Source organism: Mesorhizobium sp. M1396, assembly GCF_040317725.1.
Classification (GTDB): Bacteria; Pseudomonadota; Alphaproteobacteria; order Rhizobiales; family Rhizobiaceae; genus Mesorhizobium.
The window spans coordinates 44347-63085 of sequence record NZ_JAMYLA010000040.1; the positions used below are offsets into that span (position 1 = coordinate 44347).

An 18739-nucleotide genomic window follows, 5' to 3' on the forward strand; every position below is an offset into this window, starting at 1 on the left:
TATTTCAAAAAACTGTCCCCAATCGGATGGAGTTTGCGGAACATCGACTGCAATTGGTTCATTGGATGCAAACTGAGACGGATCAGGCCAATGCGATCGCGTATCTGACGCTGCCATGGCGCAGGCGCAATTAGCATTCACGATACGCGGTAGGCATCAAGAAGCGCTGGAAGATCGGGAGGCGCTGGTAGTGGGGAACTTTGAATTCTGAAGACTTGATCTGCGCCTCGAGCCTTACGGGTTTGTGAGGCCTCTTGGCTCGCCGCCGCCTTTGCTAACCCCCGTGGTTCCAAAGACGCGTGCCTTTACGAAGGAAGTCGAACGGCCTATATTATTCTTTGCAAGGAGAAGAATAATGGGCGCGCTTGCTCGCATCTATACCCCCGCAGAAGCTGCCGCCGTCAGCGGGATCGGCATCAAGGCGGTACACAATGCGATCGACAAACGCATTGTCGATACTGTGCCGAGCACTGCTCGGCGCGTCGGTGGGGTGGTTCGACGGGCGTTGACCGGCGAGGATTTGCTGCGGCTCAAGCTTTGGTATGGCGTGGGTGCGACATTGCCCGCTGATCGTCGCCACCGCCTGTTCGAGGAAATCAAAGCTGCCCCAAAGGCCAAGACCGTAAGGGCCGACGACCTGCTGATCGTCGACGTCGCCGAGGCGCGTAAACAACTGAAAGCGCGCATTGTCGATCTCGATGAGGCAGAGGCTGCCATCGGCCGCGTTAAAGGGGTGATGGGCGGAGAGCCTGTGTTCAAAGGAACCCGCATCCCTGTTCGCATGATCACGACGATGCTAGCGCAAGGCGCAGATGAAGCGGAGGTTCTGGAGGGATATCCAAAGCTCACGCCGCGCGTGATAGAGCTCGCCAGGATGTGGGTCGCCGCGCACCCGGTTCGTGGGCGCCCCAAGAAGCTGTTCGAGAAGGACGTGAAAATCAAGTCGTCGAAGCGCGTGGTCTTGAAGGGCGACCCACGTCCTTCGGCCAGGTCCAGACGCGTGTGACCTCGTGAGGTTTCTGATCGATGAATGCCTGCACACGTCTCTGGTTGCGGTAGCCCAAGAACGAGGCCATGAAGCAAACCACGTTAACTGGCTTGGGCTAAGCGGCGAAACCGACTGGGACCTCATGCCCCTCATTGTCGAGGAGGATTTCACCTTCGTCACCAACAATGCCAAGGACTTCAGGAAGCTCTATGCCAAAGAACAGGTTCACGCCGGCCTGATCATCGTCGTCCCTCAGGTCGGGCCTGAAAAGCAGAGAGAGCTCTTCGATGCTCTCCTCGAAGATTTTGGCCCAGAGGAATTCCTGATTAATGAGGTCATCGAAATCGAGATCGAAAACGGCAATGCCATCGTAACACGATACGAGTTGCCGTCGCCCTAGCTGAGGCTGCGCGATCTCCACTTATGATCGATCCGGTTGCCAGTCGCTCATCCGCAAAATGTTTCCGCCGAGTTTTGCGAACGCGCGCTGGCGGCAGGAGAAAACGAGAATCTGTTGATCGCGTGATTGACGATGCAATGCGTCGAACATGCGCTCAATGCGGTCGTCATCGGAATAAACCAACGCGTCATCAAGAATAACCGGTGTGGGTCGGCCGTCGCTGGCCAGCAGACGGGCGAAAGCCAGCCGGGTCAGAACCGAAAGCTGTTCTCGCATGCCGCCACTCAACCTCTCGACATCCTCGTCCTGACCATTGCGACGAACGGTCTGCGGCAACAGTGTATTCTCGTCGAACACAATGGAGATGTCATCGAATAGCAATCCAAGCAGCGGTCGCAGCTCGGACATGACCGGCTTCAGATAAAGATCGCGTGCCGTCGAGCGCGCAGCGACCAGCGTCGTGCGCAGCCTGTCGAGGACGGCCTTTTCGCTTTCGAAGCGTCTCACTCGTTCTTCAGCGATTTCCAATTTTTCTCCGGCCTCGCGCCAAGCTTCTTCCACCGCGTCCTCGGACCGGGTGCGAATATGGCCGTTGAGATCGGCAAGAGTTACACGCAACTGACCTGCCTCCTGCGTGGCGGCATCCTGAACCGAGCGGGCACGGCGCAGAACGGCTTCGGCGCTGGTGAGATCGTGAGCGACTCCGCGCAGGGGCGCAGCGCGCATTTCGGCCGCTTCGCGCAGAGTTTGTCGGGCGGTGGCTTCGGTGAGGAGCAAGCGCTCCCTTTCCTCGCGTGCTGCATCAGGTCCCAATATGACCTCGAGGCTGGTCAGTTCCGCTTGGATGGTCACGTAAGCCGTCTCCGCGGCCATGACGGCCTCGTCGGCATGGCTGCGCAAGGGCAGGGCCTCGCGCACATTGTTGCGTGTTGTCGTCACACGCTGCTGGGCAGCTGCATGGTGTTGCCGGATTTGTTGCGAATCGACCTTAAGTTCGAGGTCCCCGGCGGCGAGGGCGCTCAGTCGGGCAAGCTCCTCGTGCAATTGCTGAATTCCCTTGGGCGCGAGATCGCCGAGCCGCTGACGCGCCAAGCCCACTTCGGCGGCCTTGTCGCGCGCTTCAACCAGGCGCTGGCGTGCCGTCATGAGGCTGTCGACACCAAGGGCCGCAAGCAGACTGCGGTGCTTCGCTTCGGTTTCTTCGATGGTCCGGTCGGCTTGCTGCGGCCGATTTGAGCGCAGGGTCAAAGCTCCGATGCCGGCAATATCCAGGCGCACGGTGCCAGCAAAGCTTCGGTCTTCTGCATGGGCCAAAGGCTTGGCATCGATGGTCACCAAATCGGCGGCGCCGTCCCGGTATTCCATGCATAGCGTCGGCAGGGTTGCCAGGTGAGCTGCACGAAGGCTGGTGATCTCGATTTCGAGCGCTTGCAGCTGCTCGACAGCCTGTTCCGGCACCGCCAGCATCGCCAGCGCTGCCTCTCCGTCTGCGATCTGGGTTCTGGCGACTTCGGCTTGTTTCAACCGGTTGTGTAGGCTGGCCAGTTGTTCGGCTGCGTCGCGCGCCAAGAGGGTCGCATCCAGCCGCGCCAGCAGTTCGCGAGCTTCGCGCTCTTCCTGCTCGGCTGCTTGAACTTCGGCCATCGCTTGTTCGTTTTCGGCTATGGCAGAAGCGCGACGATCGAGAACCTCACTGCGGCGAAGCTGCGCAATCGTCGACTGCTCGCGCAAATCGGCGGCTCGTTTGAGCGCGGTCCGAAAACTATCGAGGGCCTGCTTCGCCGCGTCGTGGTGAATTGCCGCCAGCGCAGCTTCCGCTTCAGCAGCCTTCAGGGCTTCGCTGTGCGATTTGGCGGCCTCGACCGCGGCTTCGGCGGCCGAGATGCCTTCCCGCCGGGTAGCGCCTTCTTCGGGGTTTTCAAGCTCGGACAGACGCGCCAGCGCCATGCGCCGCTTGTCGAGCGCATCGCGCAGACCGGCAACTTCGGCGCTGAGGCGCAGTTCCTCTTTCAGCAGTTTGTCACGCTCATCGAGCGCCGCCGCATAGAGACCGCCGCTCTTGGGACGCAGCGTTGACGTAACCAGGCTATAGAGTTCTTCTTCACATGCGGCGGCGATTTCGGCCATGCGTCGCCCGCCGGTCAGGGCTTCAACTTCCCCCTGAACCGAGGACAGTAGGCTTTCGCGCACGCGTTTTTCGCCATCCTCCTCGCTTTTGCTGCGCTTTTCGATGCCGGTGACCCCTTGGCGAACCCAGAGCAATCCTGCCGGCCCCGCGGTTCCGCCATGGATTAGTTTGCCGATAAACCCTTCGGCCTCGTCCGCTTGAGCCAACAGTCGCCCCCGATCGAGGTCGATAACGCTGGCCAGCTTGCCTCCATAAAACTGCTTGGTAAGCCGATAGCGTCCTTCTGAAGTGGTGATGTCGGCCTCCACCACCGGATTGCCCCCACTATAAGGTCGTAGCAGTCTCACGCCTTCGGGCGTTCCCGTGTGGGGCTGGAAAAAGAGTGCGTGCAGCGCTTCGAAGAAGGTTGATTTGCCGAACTCATTGACCGCGCAAAGCACGTTGACGCCGTCGCCGATGTTTTCGATGGCGACGCCCTGCCCGGCGAACCGTTTGACGTTGTGGAGCCGAAGGGCCGTAAGTTTCATGATCCCATCGCCTCGCAATAGCTGAACAGCCGAACCAGTGCTTCTCGCGATATGTCGCGTTCGACAGCCGACCGGGTTTCGTCGGTGCTCTCATCCAACAGTGCCTGCGCTGCCTCGCGAAGGGCACCCGAGAGATCGATCCGATCCAAGTCGCCGCTTGTGCAGTCGGTCGCGAGCCCGTCCCCTTGCAGCTCCAGATAGGCGTAGTCAGGCGCGGCTGCCGCGACCGCCGCTTCGAGGGCGGTTCGTCCGCTTACCCGTACCCGGCCGGCCGCGACAATTCGCAGCAAGGTCTGACGCCGCAAGTCTGCCGGTGGAAGCAACGCTTCAAATGCCGTCGCGCTGTCGTCACCAGACAGCAGATGCAGGGGAGCGGTTTTCCAGGAAAAGCTGGCTGTCTCGACGGCCGCGATCTCGGGCATGGCGCCGGGCCCGGCAATGGAAACGACAAGGGCCTGGCCGGGTGTGTCATGTTTGAAACGGTCAGGTTCTGGCGCACCGCTATAGCGGCTGCGCTCATTGATGGCGACAGGGCCGTGCCAGTCGCCCAGCGCCAGGTAATCGAGGCCGGCCTTGGCCGCGCGATCTGGTGCAATGATGTCGGACGCTGCTGAATCCTCGGAAAAGTTCTGAATGGCGCCATGAGCAAGGCCAAGCCGGACGGCGCCTTGCGGCGTCACGGCGCTGTCCATCCACTCGGTGAGGTCGCGACCGGGCCGGCGGGTCGTGCACGGGGCAGGCAGCAGCGCCACGCCTGCGGCAATGGTCGAGACTTCGGGCCGGATCGCCAGCAGGACATTGTCCGGCACAACGCTGCCCGCTGCACTCCACAATTGATCAGCCAACAGGGAATCATGGTTGCCGGGCAGCAATATCCAGCGCAGGGGCGCGCTATGGCTCATCTCGGCTATGGCCTGCCGCAACATCGCTGGAGTGGGCGTTTCGGTATCGAACGTATCGCCGGCCAGAAGTATCGTAGATGCACCATGGACGCGTGCCTGCTCTGCCAGCCGGCTGATCGCGCCATGGCGCGCTTCACGGAGCCGCCCGCGCAGATCCTCCGGCATGTTGCCGAACCGCTTGCCGATATGAAGATCGGAGCTGTGGATGAATCGAAACATGGAGTCTCCGAGACTATGTCGATGCCAGGTTGCGCCGGGCGCGATCGATGGCTTCATCCAGCCGGGAGCGTGATATCGCCGCAAGTCGCTCGACACCGAGCAGACGTGCAAGGTCGAGAGCGGGGTCGGACTGTTCCAGAACGTCTTTGTTCACGACAACGACAGCGGCTAGCTCGGCGATTGGAATGTCGGCAATGGACCGGCGGGCATGGGCGTCAATCGGCATGCGATAATTAAGCAGATCGACCACTGCCGCCTTCTTCCATAGGAAGCTGCCGCTGGATTCTTCAGTTCTATCGAAATCGCGCAGATGCAGGTCGATACGCTCCCGAATCTTGTTGCCCGTTCTGAGCCAGCCATGCGCCCGTGCGATGCGCTGCGCAAGGACGTCTTCTCGCAGCGGACCTTCCTGTTGGATCACTGCGTCGACCATGGTCCGCAAGGTGCCTCGGTAGGCGAAGTCGTAAAAATGATCCGGGCTGGTAGCGAATGCTGATAGGTCAGTGAGGCGATAACGATCGTCCGACGGTTCTGAATTATGCGTCGAATTCGCGGCAGCAGGCAAAATTGCTCCAGATGCTGATGGGTGCTCTATCGTTGCCACGGGAGCGGCGACAAGTTCTGGCTCTAATTTCACCGACAAGTCTTCAGGTTCGCTGATCGAGGCAAACTCTTCGGCTGGCAATGGGTCTATGGGGTCGACCTTATGTCCCATGTCCCATTGGATCGTCGCTTCACTTTCCTGTTGTTCAGCCTGTTTGCGACGGCTTTCCTCGAGCAGCGCGGCCAGGCTGGCATGAAGCCTCTCGGTACAACCTTCGAGATCAAACCACCAATCGGTTGACCATACCCGGACGATGTTCCACCCGAGGCCTCGCAGGACCTGCTCGCGGACCTTGTCTCGATCTCGCGCCGTGGCAGAACTGTGATAGGTCGCGCCGTCACACTCGACCCCAGCCAGATAGGCGCCGGCGAGATCGGGATGCCGAATCCCAATATCCACTCGAAAGCCAGAAATGCCAACTTGCGGAACGATGGTCCATCCGCGCTTCTCAAGCTCGGCGGCTACAGCCTCCTCGAAAGGGGATTCCAAGGCCCCGACCGATCCGCGTTCCTGCGCTGGCAATGCCACGGCGCCGCGCTCGGCAAAATCGAGGAAGGTTTTAAGATGCTGTACACCGATTGCCTTGGTCCGGTTGGGGTCGATCTGGTCGGCGGTAAAACCTGAAAATACGATCAGTTCCTGCCGCGCACGCGTCACCGCGACATTCAGCCGGCGTTCGCCGCCGTCCCGATTCAGCGCGCCGAAATCCATGGAGCGCTTGCCGGCGTTATCTTGCGAGAAAGTGATCGAAAACAGGATTATGTCGCGCTCGTCGCCCTGGACATTTTCCAGATTCTTGACGATGGCGGGTTCAATACGATCGTCGGCAAAGAACCATTCAAGCTCCGGCTCCATCTGTCGCGCCTTGTCGAAAAGGTCGAGGATGAGCGACTGCTGTTGAGCGTTGAAGGTGATGACTCCGAGCGTGGGTCGGTCCCTTTCTGGAAGGGCCAGCCAACGCCGCATCCTGCTGACTGCCTCGTCGGTGACCGCTTGGGCTTCGATGCGGTTGGTGCGACTTTTTCCTCGGTCGTAGATGCCGGTCGTGATTTTTCGCAGCTGCACTGCCCGATCTTCCACCGTTGGGGAAGGGAAGGTAATGAGCCGATTCTGATAGTAGTGATGGTTGGAAAAGGCGATCAACGACTCATTGCGGCTACGATAATGCCAGCGCAGGTCACGCACGGGGATGCCGGCCGCTTTGGCTTCGTCGAGAATGCTTTCGAGATCCTTTTCATGCTCGACGACTTCCTCGTCCTCCTCGTTGCGGCCAAAGAAATTGGTGGGCGGCAACTGCTTGGGATCGCCTACGATAATGGTTTGATGGGCTCGCGCGATAGCACCGACGGCGTCCCAAGTGGTGATCTGCGATGCTTCGTCGAAAATCACCACGTCGAACAGCGCCTGGTCGGGAGGTAGGTATTGAGCGATGGAAAGAGGCGACATCAGCATGCAGGGCGCGAGCTTCGCAAAGCTCGACGGCATAGCGCCGATCATCTCGCGGATTGACTTGCTGGGCCGCTGCAATTCCATCTGATGGCGCAACAGGCCCAACTCGGAATTGCGCGGGACGCTTTGCACAGCCGGCAAACCATGAGCGATGGCACTGATGACGCGAAGGCTTGCTTGAGCGCGGACAAGATCGTCGATCTCCCGGAAATCTTCGATGGCGTGCTCGTGCTGGAAGCGACGGAAATCTCGCAGCACCGGATCGGCGTCCAGCGTGGCCGGCAGCCACCAGCGTACATAGGCCAGGCGGAACGCGGATTGAGCTTCGGTTGGTCGAACTAGACCCGCCTCGATATCGTCGACCAACGCTCCCAGATTCTGACTGACAGCTCTGCGACGTATGCCGCACCACGAAGTCCAGTCCCGCAGAAGATGGCGGGCATTGAGCAAATCTCCCATCGCGGTCGTCAATTCGGTCAGCGGGTTATCATGTCCTGCCCACGAAGGCGTTTTTCCAGCAACGATCGCAAATTGGGTCCTCGCAGCCTCGAATGCAGCAGAAGCCGCAAGGAAGCGGGCTGCCCCATTGCGCATCGTGCTATCTGTTGCACCACTTCGCAGGCTCGGGGCCGTTGCTTGGAGGAGCGCTCTGAGATCCTCCGTGCCGAGGCCGGGCAGGCGTAGCGTCTGTCGAAGCCTTTCGGCGATCGAGAGTATCTGATCGATACGGTGGGTGTCGGTATCAAGTGCGGCAAATCCGATCGACTTGCCAGATAGGATATTGGCTTCGACAGTGGCGCGGCGGTCCTGCATCATGCGCAACAGCGGCAAGTCGTGCTGAGGATCGGCCACGCCCTCTGTCACATGGCCTTGAAGCAGCTTCTGGACTTTGCGTTTGCCCAACTGACTGTTTGGCCAGAACGCAGAAGCGGCCTGTTGCCATTGCTGGTCTATGTCCTCTACCAGTATGAGCGCAACAGCAGCCTCGTCATAGTGTGCCGACAGGCCTGTACGAGACGTGCGATAGTCCCCGATTGCATCATTTAGAGTCGCGAGGGCTCCCCGTAACTGGGCGAAATCTCGATCAAAGGCGATGCTAAGGTCATAGCCGGCACTGTCCTGGAGTGCCCCTGCTAGTTTTCGCAGCGCTTCGAGCTCTGCTGTTGACGCATCGCCTTTTGCGCGCAGGCCGATGCTCACCAGGAAGGCGTCAAGTGCGGTCGCTAGAACCTCGGACGCACTCTTGAGGGTCTTTGCCCCTTCGAGCAAATTATCCTGCCAGCCTGACGTCCACTCGATGACATCTATGAGACGCAAGACCGGTCGCATCTCCACTGACTGAAACGCGAGACCTGTTTCGGCGGCGATATGCTCCAGCACCAGCCGGCTTGCCTCGTCATGGCCATCGCGCGATGGCCACGATAATCCCGGAGCGTGCTGTTGCTTGTTCTTGAGAGCGATGCCGAGCGCCAGATAGGGCGTGAGACCATTGATATGGCGCCGATGCAGCGCTTCGACATAGGCATTCAGTTCGTCGCGACGGACGCGAAGCCGCTCGTTGATCGCAATCCACTCCGCTCCGTCCACGCGCACGCCGCTTTCCCAGCTGATCCTGATCTGGTTGAGAAAGTTGCGTCGGTCCGCCTTGCTGGAATGGAGTTCGAGGCAGTGCGCGCCCAGGCCATGTTCGCGCAGGCGGCGGTACACCACATCAAGCGCCGCCGTCTTCTCGGCCACAAACAGCACGGTTTTGCCAACTGAAAGGCAGTTGGCAATCATGTTGGCAATGGTCTGGCTCTTGCCAGTGCCGGGAGGACCGATGATGACAAAGTCGCGGCCCTCAGCGGCGGCAAGACTCGCGGCGGTCTGTGAAGAGTCGGCCGGCAGTAGCGAAACGATATCGGACGGGGCATAGTGCCGGTCGAGTTCGCGCTCGTCCCGGAATGATGCGCCACTGCCCTCGAACGCTATCTCCGGCGTATCGATCAGATGTCGTACGACGCGGTTTTCGCGCAGCGCATCGGTACGCTCGACCAGATCCTTCCACATGAGAAACTTGGCGAAGGAAAAGGTCGAGAGCGCCGTCTCGTCCACCACCTCCATGCCGGGAACGTCGCGCACTGCCTGACGCATGAGACTTAGCAGACGCGGCACATCAACGCCGCTTTCGTCTTCGGGCAGCTCACCGGAGAACTGTGGCAGTTTGAGCTCGAAGTCGCGCTCGAGAAACTGCAACAAGGTCGCATTGAACCGCGGCTCATCTTCATGAAAGCGCAAGGTAAACCGCGATGTTGCGCTGCGGCGCTCGATTTTGACCGGTACGAGCAACAATGGCGCGCGATAGCTGCGCTCGTCCTCCGGCTTTTTCTTCCAGCGCAGGAAGCCGACCGCCAGGAAAAGCGTATTCGCGCCACCCTCGGCAAAGTCGTTGCGAACTTGGCGGTAAAGATCGATCAGGCGGGATTCCAATTGGTGTCCATCGAGCGTCGAGGGGAGCTCGTCGCGCAGGAGCGCTTCTGCTGCAAAACCGCGCTGCAGGTCACGTCCATGGACTTCGCGATAGAGGGCAGCATCACGCTCGCCCAATGGATTCTGTTCGGGCAGTGATATGAGCCTGATCGAAGCGCCCGCCATCAGGCGATCCTCGAGATAGCCGACGTCAGTGCAAAGAAATGGAATTGTCTTCTTGGAGTCCGGAAAACTGAGCAGGCGGTTCCGCAGTGTCAAATCAAGGAGCTTTTTCTGCCAGCGGTCGATCCGCCCGGCAGCTGTCGTCGGCTTCACCTCGGCGATGTCGGCAGGCAGGGCTGTCACGGCCGGTGCCGCTGGCAGCGGCAGCGCGATCTCGGTTGCCACTTCGGTATCCGCGCTGCGACGCATCGGTTCGTGCGAGGCAAGCGGCGTAATGCCGCCGCTGCGCGAGCGGCGGATATCGATAGCGGCGACAAAGGTGCCTACCTCCGTTTCATCGAGCCGCTGCTCGATTGCCCGTTGCGCAGCCTCCAGCGTCATCGCTGGCCGATGCGTTACGCCGGTCGTCTCAAACACGATCAGTTCGCGCGATGCCAGCGCCTTGCGGATCTCCATGGCATCGGTCTCGATGGCGTTGGCGAGCGTCTTTTGTGTCATCCAGACGCCGACGGCAGCGTGGCCCTGGAACATAAGCACGACTGGGTGCAGGCCTGTCGCCTCCAGGGCAGAGGCGAACAACAGACTGGCATCGAGACAGGTAGCCAGCCTCTCCGCCGTAATTGTTGAGGGACGTCGGATTTTTTGGCCTCGGCTTTCGAAGCTTGCAGGAGGCTCTGCATAATGCAGGGATAGACCAGCAACGGCCGAATAAATTGCGGCCGCCAGCATGAATGCGCGTTGCGGATTGCCGCTTTGATAGCCATCGAGGCTGGAGGCATGACCATGCGCTGCGAGCCGCTCCGCTGCGGAACGCAGCAGTCCTGCGATTGCGGGGTCGTTCGGCATGACGAATGCAGGCAGCAGTTGCGCCATATCGATGACGCCGCCCCATTCGTCGCGAGCAAGCAGGCGCACCGCAACGCGCTGTTCGGCCAGCACTGCGCCTCCTGAGGTCAGGCGCATCGTTATCTCCCCGCGCTCAGCCTCGTTGAGGCCAGCCAGATAGCTGGCGTCGAGATCGATTTTTCGGTCGCTTAAGGGAAGCCGGTCGCCAGCAACGATTCGATCAATCGTCCAGCTCTTGGCGCGCAAAAATGGCGGGTTTGATGTCAGCTCGAGAGTGCATTTTTCGAAACTCTGCTGGGTTGGGTTGTTGAGCGCGATAGACCGGATCACCGGAATAGCATTTTGGAAGGATGCATATGTAAAGCTGACGGCGATGTCGGCCACGACTTCTATTACGGGCGCGGCTGATATACCGGCGGCATCGCCAGTCTCCGAACTCGTTTCCATGCCCCGTCCCCTATTTCATTTACGATAGAACTTTGCGGCCAGAATTTGAAAGTAAATTCTTGGTATGGTCGCTGCTTATGCCCAGCGGCATGGATTTCTAAAAATGGTACCGCCCAGATAAGGGTCGCCATGGACAAAGCGCTACGCGCCTGCGCGAGTGCCATCGCAGCTCGATGACGATGCGTCTCTGCCGCGTTTCAGACTGTCGGTCGTGGCGCCTATCGCGGACTCGGGGCCTAGCCCGACAAGGACGGCGAGCCTCTATAGGCCTATCGGTGAGTGGCGGTCGAAGTCCGCCCATAAACTGTCAAAAGGTACGCACTTCCAGCTCTATTCCCCCGTGCGCGTCGCCGGCTGCCAAAAGCATTCCGGCTGTTTGCTGACGTGGCGGGGTGAGGCAGCTCATTTACCTGGAGCATCTTCAGCACCCTATGCGCCATCGCGAGGAAAGTTTGTCCCGACGCGCGAATTTACAGAATCGGAACAGATCAACAAGTATAATGATAACAAGATTCGGGGGACAGGAATGGCCGAAGTTGGACTTTTGGAATGGGCGGATAAGCAGCATGACTGGATCAGGGATGCCTTAAGAAGACACGCCGCACGGCCGGGCTTCAACCTCGAGCAGGAGGATAAGGCCGATGTAGCAGCTCAGGTCCGCCACGTCGGTGGATTTACCGTCGATCTGCCCGAATGTTCTCCGCTCTCGGCGGAGCATTTGAGGGCCAACAGTTCGAACGAGCCGCGCGCGGTGCTTTGCTCACTCGGCCCCGTCAAGCATTTGAACCGCCTCGCCGAAGAGCAGCAACTGCGTTTCGCCACCGATGGCATCACCATTATCTACGGCGACAATGGAAGCGGAAAGAGCGGCTATTGCCGGATCGCGAAGAAGCTTTGCCGTAGCCTGACGGCGGATGATCTTCTTGGCAACGTGTTCGAGATCGGCGCCAAACCACCGGCCGAGGTCCTTGTCCGGTTTCTCGAAGAGGGTGCTACGGAACCGACGCCCATCACCTGGAAGGACGGAACGCTGCCGCCGGCGTCAATTGCCCGAATTTCCGTTTTCGATTCCGCGAACGCTCGTCTCTACGTCGACAAGCAAAACCGTATCGGTTTTCTGCCCGCAACCGTCGCGCTTCTCGAGAGCCATGGACGTCACCGCAGCGAGCTCGAAGCCGACTTCCGCGAAGATATCAAAGCGATCGAAAAGAACCTAAAGACACCATTACCAGGTGGGTACACAGCTGCCGGCGCGGTCGCAAAGCTGCTGGCTCGTCTCGAGATCAAGTCAAAGGACGTGATGCCTTCCGCCGCCGAAATCAAAAAACTCGCGGCGCTCTCGGAGCAGGAGATGGCTGATCTCGCTGGGCTCGAACAGGCTCTGGCAAGCGACCCTTCAACGATGGCCACAAAACGTCGGCGTGCCAAGGCGGCCTTGGAAAAACTGCTGACAGCATCCGAACAGATCGACGCGGCTCTCTCAGCGGACGCCGTCGAGATTTATCGTAACCTCTATGCAACGGCCGATTCGACAGCAAAGGCTGCACACCTCGCCGCTTCAGGCGCCTTCGCGACTATGCCGTTGAGCGGCGTTGGACTTTCTCCCTGGCGGTCTATGTTCGACCATGCCCGAGCCTATGCAGCAAGCGTCACTGGCACCGATCATCAGCACTTGCCAGATCAGGAAGGCGATCGTTGCCTGCTCTGCCAGGAGCCGATGACGGCAGACGCCGCGGGGCGGATCCGGTCCTTCAATGACTTCGTAACGGGCGCCGCAAATAAGGCGGCGCAAGTCGCATCTGTTGCCCATGAAGAGGCCCTTCGCCAAATCAAAGGACTCGCCATTGCGACCGCGGAGGCGGTTGAGGCAGCTCTCGGAGAGTTTGGCGATCTGTCCGCCGCACGCAAGGCGATGGTGGCACTGATCGTGGCATACTATGTCGCCGCTGGTAAAAGGCGTGATGCAATTGCCGGCGCGGCTGCGCTATCCGAGTACGCTGCGTTCCCGCAACTTGCAGCGCCAGTTGCATCGAAAGTCCGAGCGGAGGCGGAGGCGCTAGAGGCCGAAGCGCTGACAGACGACAAGGCAGCGGCCGACGACGGGAATCGCGCTATCGATAGAGCTCGTCGCGATACACTCAAGGATCGGAAAAAACTGGGCGACGATCTCACTATCATTGTCGCGCGCCTGGCGAATCTCGAAGAGCGACGCAAGCTTCTGTCATGCTGCGACGCTGTCGAAACAGGCTCGGTGTCACGGCAGATGACGTCGCTTCGACGAAGCCTCGTCATGGAGAATCTCGAAAAGCGCGTCGTCGCCGAGATTGAGGCCCTGGCGTTAACGCACATCCCGTTCGCAGTTAATGATCGTAGTCAGGATGGGCAGAGCTATTTCGAGGTCGGGCTCAACGCGGCAAAAACAATTCCAAACAGCAAGGTCTTGAGCGAAGGAGAGCAGCGCGCGCTTGCCTTGGCCTGCTTCCTAGCCGAGGTCGGAGGAGACACATCGCGTCAAGGTATGATCATTGACGACCCTGTGTCGTCTCTCGACCATGTTCGGATCAGGCGGGTCGCGGCAAGGCTGGTGAAAGAAGCGGCCACAGGACGTCAGATCATCATTTTCACGCATAATCTTTTGTTCTTCAATGAAGTGGTTGACGCTGCCGCGCAGGCCAATCCGCCGATTCCACTTGTTCGAAACTACATCAACAAGTCCGAAGCCGCTGGCTTTGGCTTGATTAGCGAAACTGACGAGCCGTGGATCGCACAGTCTGTCACGAAGCGCATCGACACTCTCAAGACGCGCCTGAAGAGCTTCGACGGCGCCACTGATTTCACGACCGATGCCTGGCGAAGGTCGGCGAAGGATTTCTACACCGATCTTCGGGAAACCTGGGAGAGGCTTGTTGAAGAAATCCTGCTTGGGAAAGTCGTCGAGCGATTTAACAGCGATGTCAAAACGCAGAGCCTGAAGGGTGTTGTTGTCGAGGACGAAGACCACAAGCGAATCTTTTGGGCCATGAAGCGAGTTTCGGAGCGTTCTGGACATGACATGGCGTCCGCGAAGGCCATTCCAGTTCCAATACTAGCCGATATGAAGGGCGATCTTGATGGGATCGACCAATATCGTATCGACACCATCAAACGAAAGAAGGATGCCGAAAAGCGTCGGATTGAATTCGAGCAGCCTCCCAAGGCGACCATGCTCTAGCTTGATGAATATCGTGGTCGCCATCGTCACCTGGCGGTCAAGCGCTTGCGCATCGCTCTTGCTTCTGACGCCGGCCATTTTGGATCGTCGCACAAATGAGATTGGTTCGATCCGACACTGACCCGTGGGCGGGGGGCTTGGGGTTTACGAGCCGCTGGCGGACCGAACCGTCTCAGGCAACACCGGGAAATTTACTGGACAATGGGGCATGAGCGCGGACACCTTGAGGCGAGAATTTGTCAGGACGTCACTAATTCCAACGCGCCCTTCGTAAACGTGACTTGACGTCATCGGAAAAGGCCTGGCTCCGCCGCCCCGGCCAATTGCGCGCTTCGATTTCCTGGTACGAGGCCACCAGGGGCGATGAGGATTATGGTCTTGGACCGAAGCCCTACCTCGCAGTCACGCGCGAAAGCCGTGCCAGCGGCAGGTGCATGTCATGGGCCGGCAGTCTTCACAGCGCCGATAAGCCACCGACCATGCTCGTGCCGGAGTCGCGGAGGCCGGTCCGCCGTTCTGTCGGCGTTTCCGATGTCCCCCCGCTGCGCGCACCGTTTGATGCGTTCGGTCGCGCCGGTGTACTTCGGCTGGCGCGTTCAGCCTCGTCGACCAGCATGTCGCGCCGACGAGCCTGCACCGCGTCGTTCACGGAAAGGGAGGGAAGACGCCACTCACCAATTTGTCCAAAAACACCGGGATGAGCCGGCGGGCTGACGGAGGAAATATTGAAGTCGAATCAGGCGGCGAGCACCGCCTTCGGCTCGACGAGTTCGTAGCCTTCGCTGCGCCGTCGCATTAGAGTGACTGAGGCAGCGTCGCTGTCATTCGGCTGCCTTCTGAAGCTTCCCGAAAACAAACAGCTTGCCTTTGCGCACGCTGTCTTCAAGCGGGCTCGCCTTTGCCAGATGCGCCGCAATCGCGCTGGCCAGCATGCAGCCCGTCCCGCGCATCGATACGGCAAGGCGCGGTATATCAAAGCGGATTGGTTCTTGATCCAAGCGCAACAAAATATCGATCGATCGGGGTCCCGCCGCGTGGCCGCCCTTGATCAGCAGGGCCTGCGCTTCGGCGGCCACCAATTTCTGGCCTTGCTTGACTGCGCCGTCCTCGTCGACAGCGAGTTCTGAGCCGACAAGCAGCGCCAGCTCGATGAGATTGGGTGTGACGAGACGGCAATGCGGCATCAGATCACGTTTCATGGCGGCGATGGCGCCTTCTTCCAGAAGCGCCCGGCCTGAGGTCGAGGCCAGCACGGGGTCGAGCACTGCCGGCACGTGGCGGTTTTCGCGCAGCACTGCGGCAACGGCAATCACGATATCAACCGTTGCGAGCATGCCGATCTTAATTGCCGCCACCGTGTTGGCCTGCAGCGCGGCGCGCATCTGATCGGCCACAAGATCGGGCTGCGAAGGATGGATTTCCGTGACGGCCTCGTGCGTCTGCACCGTTAGCGCGGAGACGGCAAGGCAGGTGCGCACGCCAATGGAAGAGATCGTCTCTATGTCGCGCGCAATTCCGGCGCCGCCGCTGGAGTCAGATCCGCCGACCACGAGCACATGCGGTTCTCGCCTCAGCGCCATGGCTTTGTCTTTTCGATCCATTCTCGCGTGCGCGCTTCGGGATCGGCATTCAACGTGATGTCGGTGACCACCGCCGCGCTGTCCGCACCAGCCTCGAAAACACCGTCGAGCCGGTCGGGGTTGAGGCCGCCAATGGCGACCAATGGGATCGGCGCCACCCGATGCTTCCACCCGCTGATCCGCTCGAGGCCTTGCGGCGCCCATTTCATCTTCTTCAGGATGGTCGGATAAATCGGGCCGAACGCGATATAGTCGGGCTCGGCGGCCATCGCCGTTTCCAGTTCGATATCATCATGCGTGCTGAGTCCAAGCCTCACGCCGGCTACCCGAATCCGCGAACGATCGGCGGTCTGCAAATCCTCCTGGCCGAGATGGACGAAGTCGCAGCCTTCCTCTATTGCCGTGCGCCAATAGTCGTTGACGATCAGTTGGCAACCATGGACCGCGCAGACGCTGTTCGCGCGGCGGATTTCCGTCCGCAGCGTGACCTCGTCCCTATCCTTGATGCGCAACTGAACCAGCTTGACGCCAAGCGGCACCAGCCGTTCGATCCAGGCAGCGCTGTCGACGATCAGGTAGAAGGGATCGAGCTTCATGAAAAAACTGCCCTGCCGATTGTCGGTGTCGATGGCACTGCGACGTCGCGCGGTTCGAGCATTCCCGAACAGAAAGCCTCACGACCGGCATCGACCGCCTTGCCGAACGCACGCGCCATGCCGACCGGATCGGCCGCCCTGGCGACCGCCGTGTTCAGCAGGACGGCGTCATAGCCGAGTTCCATGACGGTTGCCGCGTGCGACGGTCGCCCGAGGCCTGCATCCACAATCAGCGGAACGCCAGGGAAATGTCCGCGCATCGAGCGCAGCGCCATCATGTTGACCGGCCCGAGGGCGGAACCGATCGGTGCGCACCACGGCATCAAGACCTTGCAGCCCGCCGCTAGCAGCCGCTCGGCCACTACAATGTCGTCGGTGGTATAGGGGAACACCGTAAAACCGTCCTCGCACAGGATGCGGGCGGCTTCGACCAGGCCGAACACGTCCGGCTGCAGCGTGTCGTGGTTGCCGATCACTTCGAGCTTGATCCAGCTCGTGCCGAACACTTCACGCGCCATTTTCGCGGTCGTGACCGCTTCCTTGACGGAGTGGCAGCCAGCGGTGTTGGGCAGGATTCTGACGCCGAGCGAGCGGATCAGCGACCAGAATTTTTCGCCAGCCCTGCCGCCTGCCATTTCACGGCGCAACGAGACGGTCACCACCGAAGTTCCGGACGCCTTGACCGCATCGGCAAGGATGGCCGGCGAAGGATATTGCGCGGTGCCCAGAAGCAGGCGCGACGGAAGCTCGGTTCCATAAAGCTCGAACATGGTCTAGCCGCCCTGCATCGGCGACAGGATTTCGATCCGGTCGCCGTCGCTCAACTGGAATTCCGCCCGGTTGGCTTTGTTCACGAGGTCGCTGTTGACGGCCGTTGCCAGCCAATCGCCCTCATAGTCGAGCGCGGCCAGCAGTTCAGACAGCGTGGTGGTGGCAACGTCATACGCTTCGCCGTTGACCATCAGTTTCATGAGCAAGCTCCTTGGTTCTGTCTTGAGCGAAAACCAGGTCGGCAGCCTGGCGCGCCATGGCGGGAGCCAGGAGAAAACCGTGACGATAGAGCCCGTTGATCGCGATGATTTCACCCTTGGTTTCGACGCGCGGCAAATTGTCGGCAAAGGCTGGGCGGACGCCGACACCGGTTTCAACGATCTCGGCCTCGCCAAAGGCCGGGTGGAGGGCATAGGCGGTACCCAGCAGTTCCATCATCGAACGCGCCGTAACCGGTCCGACGGACTGGCTTTCAATCATCGTCGCACCAACCATGAAACGGTGGTCGGTGCGCGGCACTGCATAGAGTGGAAAGCGCGGATGCAGCAGCCTGACGGGGCGCGACAGCGAGATATCAAGCGCGCGCAGCATCAGCATTTCGCCGCGAACGCCGCGCAGCCTGTCATCGACGGCGGCCATTCCCGTGCAGTCGATCTGGCGATCGAAACCGGAAAGGTGCCGGGCGTCGGCGCCAAAGTGGAATTCGACACCCATGGCTGCGAGCTTGTCATGAAGTGCTGCCATCGCCTGGCGCGGATCAAGATGGCCCTCAGCGGGGAAGAGCAATCCGCGGCGGAAGCGGCCGGCTAGGTCGGGCTCCAGCAAGGCAATTTCATCTTCCTCGACGCGCCGATAGCCCGTCGTGCGGCTGGCGAACCGGTCGAGCTCGCCCGCATCGCGCGGCGCGGCCAAGACCAGAGTTCCCCGTCGTGCTACCAAGCCGGGCGTTGCGGCGTCCCACCAGTCGGCGGCGTCGCGTCCGAGATCCAGCACCGGCTGCTCGGCGCTTTCACGCTCGCACCATGGCGCCAACATGCCACCGGCGAACCACGACGCATTGCCGCCAAGGGCAGGCCTTGTCTCGGCAACGGTAACCACCGCGCCGCGTGCGGCGAACTCGAAGGCGGCGGTGAGGCCGGCAACGCCGGCCCCTTTGACCAAGACCTTCATGATGGCTCACGTGGCTGAGGTATGAGCGGTGCGCCGGTCTCGTCCGCCGGCAGGTAGAGATCGCCGCCCTCGCGGTACTTCGCCGCCATCGCCGCCATGCCCTCTTTCTGTGCCTCGGCGCGGATGTCGTGAGAGATACGCATGGAGCAGAATTTCGGTCCGCACATCGAGCAGAAATGCGCCACCTTGTGCGCTTCCTTGGGCAAGGTCTGGTCGTGGAAGGACCGCGCGGTTTCCGGGTCGAGCGACAGGTTGAACTGGTCCTCCCAG

Annotated in this window: 12 protein-coding genes; 3 read left to right on the forward strand and 9 right to left on the reverse strand. The window is 60.4% G+C overall.

Going from position 1 to position 18739, the window contains the following annotated elements:
* Positions 1 to 355 precede the first annotated feature (355 nt).
* Positions 356 to 1006, forward strand: coding sequence for a DUF433 domain-containing protein (locus tag NKH02_RS23860; protein WP_352881947.1), 651 nt, complete (start codon positions 356 to 358; stop codon positions 1004 to 1006).
* Between the two features lie 4 nt (positions 1007 to 1010).
* Positions 1011 to 1388: a DUF5615 family PIN-like protein gene (locus NKH02_RS23865; protein ID WP_352881949.1), complete on the forward strand. Its 378-nt coding sequence runs from the start codon at positions 1011 to 1013 to the stop codon at positions 1386 to 1388.
* A 21-nt stretch (positions 1389 to 1409) separates the two neighbouring features.
* On the opposite strand, the gene NKH02_RS23870 is transcribed toward NKH02_RS23865, so the two are convergent.
* The 3 genes from NKH02_RS23870 to proA are packed head-to-tail and all read right to left on the reverse strand — an operon-like array spanning position 1410 to position 11141.
* Positions 1410 to 4043 (reverse strand): AAA family ATPase, encoded by a 2634-nt coding sequence (locus NKH02_RS23870; RefSeq protein ID WP_352881951.1) that lies wholly within the window; start codon positions 4041 to 4043, stop codon positions 1410 to 1412.
* Complete coding sequence (locus NKH02_RS23875) at positions 4040 to 5164, reverse strand: metallophosphoesterase family protein (RefSeq protein WP_352881953.1); 1125 nt, start codon at positions 5162 to 5164, stop codon at positions 4040 to 4042. Before NKH02_RS23875 ends, NKH02_RS23870 begins: the two co-directional genes overlap by 4 nt.
* 13 nt (positions 5165 to 5177) lie before the next feature.
* Entirely contained in the window at positions 5178 to 11141 is a 5964-nt protein-coding gene (gene proA / locus NKH02_RS23880) for an anti-phage protein ProA (protein ID WP_352881956.1), read from the reverse strand.
* Positions 11142 to 11667: 526 nt separating this feature from the next.
* Here proA and NKH02_RS23885 point away from each other — a divergent pair.
* Positions 11668 to 14352, forward strand: a complete 2685-nt coding sequence (locus NKH02_RS23885) for an AAA family ATPase (protein ID WP_352881958.1) — start codon at positions 11668 to 11670, stop codon at positions 14350 to 14352.
* An 821-nt stretch (positions 14353 to 15173) separates the two neighbouring features.
* On the opposite strand, the gene NKH02_RS23890 is transcribed toward NKH02_RS23885, so the two are convergent.
* The 6 genes from NKH02_RS23890 to NKH02_RS23915 form a co-directional block, all read right to left on the reverse strand.
* Complete coding sequence (locus NKH02_RS23890; protein ID WP_352881961.1) at positions 15174 to 15932, reverse strand: hydroxymethylpyrimidine/phosphomethylpyrimidine kinase; 759 nt, start codon at positions 15930 to 15932, stop codon at positions 15174 to 15176.
* Positions 15923 to 16528, reverse strand: coding sequence for a thiamine phosphate synthase (locus NKH02_RS23895; protein WP_352881964.1), 606 nt, complete (start codon positions 16526 to 16528; stop codon positions 15923 to 15925). The genes NKH02_RS23890 and NKH02_RS23895 overlap by 10 nt, the downstream gene beginning before the upstream one ends.
* The gene (locus NKH02_RS23900) at positions 16525 to 17298 is read right to left on the reverse strand and encodes a thiazole synthase (RefSeq protein ID WP_352881967.1); all 774 of its coding nucleotides are present in this window, start codon (positions 17296 to 17298) and stop codon (positions 16525 to 16527) included. Before NKH02_RS23900 ends, NKH02_RS23895 begins: the two co-directional genes overlap by 4 nt.
* A 3-nt stretch (positions 17299 to 17301) precedes the next feature.
* Positions 17302 to 17499, reverse strand: a complete 198-nt coding sequence (gene thiS, locus NKH02_RS23905; RefSeq protein ID WP_352881970.1) for a sulfur carrier protein ThiS — start codon at positions 17497 to 17499, stop codon at positions 17302 to 17304.
* Positions 17468 to 18469 (reverse strand): glycine oxidase ThiO, encoded by a 1002-nt coding sequence (gene thiO / locus NKH02_RS23910; protein WP_352881973.1) that lies wholly within the window; start codon positions 18467 to 18469, stop codon positions 17468 to 17470. The genes thiS and thiO overlap by 32 nt, the downstream gene beginning before the upstream one ends.
* On the reverse strand, positions 18466 to 18739 hold a 274-nt coding region (locus tag NKH02_RS23915; protein ID WP_352881975.1), incomplete at its 5' end, for a phosphomethylpyrimidine synthase ThiC. The genes NKH02_RS23915 and thiO, both read right to left, overlap by 4 nt.

Coding starts and splice junctions, on each gene's coding strand:
- NKH02_RS23860 (WP_352881947.1), top strand. CDS start 356: ATGGGCGCGCTTGCTCGCATCTATACCCCCGCAGAAGCTGCCGCCGTC.
- NKH02_RS23870 (WP_352881951.1), bottom strand. CDS start 4,043: ATGAAACTTACGGCCCTTCGGCTCCACAACGTCAAACGGTTCGCCGGG.
- NKH02_RS23875 (WP_352881953.1), bottom strand. CDS start 5,164: ATGTTTCGATTCATCCACAGCTCCGATCTTCATATCGGCAAGCGGTTC.
- proA (WP_352881956.1), bottom strand. CDS start 11,141: ATGGAAACGAGTTCGGAGACTGGCGATGCCGCCGGTATATCAGCCGCG.
- NKH02_RS23885 (WP_352881958.1), top strand. CDS start 11,668: ATGGCCGAAGTTGGACTTTTGGAATGGGCGGATAAGCAGCATGACTGG.
- NKH02_RS23890 (WP_352881961.1), bottom strand. CDS start 15,932: ATGGCGCTGAGGCGAGAACCGCATGTGCTCGTGGTCGGCGGATCTGAC.
- NKH02_RS23895 (WP_352881964.1), bottom strand. CDS start 16,528: ATGAAGCTCGATCCCTTCTACCTGATCGTCGACAGCGCTGCCTGGATC.
- NKH02_RS23900 (WP_352881967.1), bottom strand. CDS start 17,298: ATGTTCGAGCTTTATGGAACCGAGCTTCCGTCGCGCCTGCTTCTGGGC.
- thiS (WP_352881970.1), bottom strand. CDS start 17,499: ATGAAACTGATGGTCAACGGCGAAGCGTATGACGTTGCCACCACCACG.
- thiO (WP_352881973.1), bottom strand. CDS start 18,469: ATGAAGGTCTTGGTCAAAGGGGCCGGCGTTGCCGGCCTCACCGCCGCC.